3 protein-coding genes and 1 pseudogene are annotated in these 3,377 nt (G+C 73.8%); 2 read left to right on the forward strand and 2 right to left on the reverse strand.

Annotated features, from left to right (window positions below; all coding sequences use genetic code 11):
* The coding region (locus DZF91_RS07285) for a class I tRNA ligase family protein (protein ID WP_117356720.1) at positions 1 to 1,246 on the reverse strand (1,246 nt) is incomplete at its 3' end.
* The gene (locus DZF91_RS07290) at positions 1,243 to 1,593 is read right to left on the reverse strand and encodes a cupin domain-containing protein (protein ID WP_117356721.1); all 351 of its coding nucleotides are present in this window, start codon (positions 1,591 to 1,593) and stop codon (positions 1,243 to 1,245) included. The genes DZF91_RS07290 and DZF91_RS07285, both read right to left, overlap by 4 nt.
* 338 nt (positions 1,594 to 1,931) lie before the next feature.
* Between DZF91_RS07290 and DZF91_RS42615 the strand changes: the two genes are divergently transcribed.
* Both DZF91_RS42615 and DZF91_RS42620 read left to right on the forward strand, forming a co-directional pair.
* The gene (locus DZF91_RS42615; RefSeq protein ID WP_199486474.1) at positions 1,932 to 2,699 is read left to right on the forward strand and encodes an ATP-grasp domain-containing protein; all 768 of its coding nucleotides are present in this window, start codon (positions 1,932 to 1,934) and stop codon (positions 2,697 to 2,699) included.
* Positions 2,591 to 3,377 (forward strand): annotated as a pseudogene (locus DZF91_RS42620) (hypothetical protein); the annotation flags it as partial. The gene DZF91_RS42615 and the pseudogene DZF91_RS42620, both read left to right, overlap by 109 nt.

The following is a 3,377-nucleotide window of genomic DNA, read 5'->3' on the forward strand; positions in this document are numbered from 1 at the left end:
GGCGGGCGCGCGGGTCGTCGCGGAGCGGCAGCAGCAGGCGGGCGGCGAGCGCCGGGTCGAACCCGGACGGCGCGAGCGCGCGGCGCGCCCGCTCCAGGTCGGCGTCGGCGGACGGACGGCCCGTCTTGAACGCGTCGGCCGTGAAGTCGCTCTCGTACCGGTCGGGACGGTCCTGGGCGAGGAACAGCCGCACGTCGCCGGGGTCCTGCTCGTCCAGGAAGTCCAGCGCCCAGACGGCGTGATCGCGGCTGGTGGAGAACTTCAGGCCGTCCAGCCGGTAGAACTCGTTGACCGCGAGCCCGCGCAGCACGCCCGGCCGCGCGCCCGCCGCCGCGAACACGGCCGGGATGAGGACCGCGTAGTAGAAGGCGTTGTCGATGCCGAGGAAGTGCCACAGCTCGTCCACGCGGTTCCAGGCGGCGACGCAGTCGGCGAGCGTGCGCGCGTCCGGGTCCAGGGCGCGCGCGATCTTGTACAGGTAGCCGAACGCCATCTCCACCCAGACGTCCAGGCGGAGATCTCGCGGGTGGGAGTCGGGATGCGCCAGCTCGATGCCCCAGTCGGTCGGGTAGGCGACGGGGACGGTGGGCAGGCCGTCCGCGAGCAGCCGCCGGACGAGGCCGACCACGCGCGGGTGCATCTCGGCCCCGGCCCACGTGCGGGTGAGCTGGTCGCGGTAGTCCTCCAGCCGCAGCACCGGGACGCGTGCGGTGTACTCCTCGGGGACGGCGTCGCAGCAGGTCGAGCGCGCTTCGCGGAGCGTCCCCGCGGTGTTGTAGCCCGCGCACGCCTCGCACGCGCCCCCCGCCGCGCCCGCTCCGCACGTCCCGCAGAGGCCGGCGACGTAGGCGTGGTGCATCGTCCGCCCGCAGCCGGGGCAGCGGTGCAGGACGGTCTCCTCGGCGATGCCGAGCAGTTCGCCGGGGAGCCGCCGCATGGCCTCCCGGTAGCCGGTGTCGGTGGCCGGGTCGAGGAACACGTCGTACTCGATCCGGGCCTTGGCGAGCGCCGACCGGATCTGGTCGGAGTAGTCGCGTCGGACCTCGTCCACCGGACGGCCCAGCGCCTCGGCCTTGGCGAGGACGTAGTTCTGGTTGCTGTCGAGGCCGGACATGGTCAGCACGTCCGCGCCCGCCGCGCGCAGCGCCCGCGCCGCGATGTCGCCCGCGACGTAGGGGCCGCTCAGGTGGCCGACGTGCAGCGGGCCGTTCGGGGTCGGTGGGGGAGTGGTGATGACGACGGTCATTCGGTCTCCTCCTCGGGCATCCAGTAGATGCTCAGCAGCACCAGCGGCTCGCTGTCCGAGCGGTTGTGGATCACGTGCGGTTCCCGGCCGGCCAGCAGGACGGCGGCGCCCTGCCCGGCCTCGGTCCGCTCGCCGGTCTCCGGCGCCTCGTAGTCGGCGTGCCCGGACGCCACCACCGACAGCTCCACCTCGGGGTGCTCGTCCCGCTCGCTCGACCCGCCCGGCGGGATGACGCACCACATCGCGTCGAACGGCAGCTCCCGGTCCGCCGGGTACTGCGCCCACCGGCCGATGCGGATTCCGTATTCCTCGGTCAGCCGGGCGGACGAATATTGCATCTTCTGCATGCGATCTCCCGTTGCGCGTCGTGCCGAATCGAGGCGGCCGCCACGGAAGGGATTGTGACCCGGATAAGGCGTTTTCCCGGTGGCAGGAAGATGACAGGACGGGCCGCGCGCCGGGCCTCCGGGTTCCCCCGCCCGAGCTGAACTGCCGCCATTGCTTTCCGTGATCCGGATATCGCGAACCGCGACGGGAAAGCAATATTGACGCCCTGTGGGCGCCGGGGGACCATGCGGCGCAGTGCCCGGCCGCGCCCTGCCCGGCGGCCGTCCGCGGGTTCGCCGAGCCCGGGGCGGACCGCGACGGCGAGCCGGGCCTATGACCGAGTCGAAGGGACCCTGGCATGGATGTCCGTCCGCACCTGGCCTTGATCGCCACCGGCATGCAGGCGTGGCGCGAGTACCTCGTCGAGTCGATCGCCCGCGAGTACCGGATCCACCTCTTCGCCAAGTCCGAGCCGTCCTGGGAACTGGAGTACGTGGACGGCGTGACCGTCGTGAACACGCTGGAACCCGACCTCGCGATCGCCGCGGCCCGGGCGGTGCACGACACCGACCCGTTCGCCGGCGTGCTGTGCTGGGACGAGGCGCGCATCTGGCCGACCGCGTGCGTCGCCGAGGCGCTGGGGCTGCCCGGCGTGTCCCCGGACGTCGTCGAGCGGTGCCGCGACAAGCACCTGTCGCGCCTGGCGCTCGACGCCGCCGGGGTCCCGCAGCCCGCGTCGGTCGCGGTCGCCTCGCTCGACGAGGCCCGGCGGGAGGCCGACCGGATCGGCTACCCCGTCGTGCTGAAGCCGCGCGCGCTCGCCGCGAGCGTCGCGGTGATCGTCGTGGAGTCCCCGGACCTGCTGGCGGACGCCTACGAGCGGGTGCGCGGCACCACGCTGCCCGAGGTGGAGGAGTACGAGTACGGCGTCCTGGTCGAGGAGTGCCTGCGCGGCGAGGAGATCAGCATCTGGTCGAGGAGTGCCTGCGCGGCGAGGAGATCAGCATCGACTCGGCCGTGTTCGACGGGAAGGTCGTGCCGCTGTACCTGGCGCACAAGCGCAAGGGCTACGAGCCGTTCTGCGAGGAGGTCGGGCACGTGCTCTTCGCCGACGACCCCCTGCTGAGCGACCCGGAACTGCTCCGGGTGCTGGAGGACACGCACGCGGCGCTCGGCTTCCACACCGGGATGACCCACACCGAGGTCTTCCTCACGAAGACCGGCCCGCGGGTCGTCGAGCTGAACGGCCGGCTCGGCGGCGACTTCATCCCCTACCTGGGCGGACGCATCACGGGCATCGACGCCGGGCTCGCCGCCGCCGCCATCGCCGTCGGCCGGACCCCCGCGCTGGAGCGCACCCGGACCGGCGTCGCCGCGGTCGAGTTCGCCTACCCCGAGGTCGCCACGGTGTTCGGCGCGCTCCGCGTGGACGAGTCGCTGCTGCACCCGGCCACCGACAAGGTCGTGCCCATCGCGCAGCCCGGCGAGCTGGTCGAGCGCGCCGAGGACGGCTACATGTGGGCGCGCTACGCCGCGACCCTCGCCATCGCCGACACCGAGGCCGAGTGCCGCGCGGCGCTGGACGCGGCGGCCAAGGCCATCACGCTCGAACCCGCGCCGCCCGGCACCGCGTCCGTCCCGGCGGGGCCCGCGATGTCCGGCCCGCCGTCCGAGCCGACGCCGATGGCGTCCTGGCGGCGCCCGCCGTCCGCGGGTCGTCCCGCGTTCACGCCCGCCGACCCGGACGCGCCGCGCCCTGACGACCCGCCCGCCTCCGCCAACGGCGCCAACGGCGCCTCCGCCG

Origin of the sequence: Actinomadura logoneensis, assembly GCF_003428695.1 — a bacterium.
Taxonomy (GTDB): Bacteria; Actinomycetota; Actinomycetes; order Streptosporangiales; family Streptosporangiaceae; genus Spirillospora; species Spirillospora logoneensis.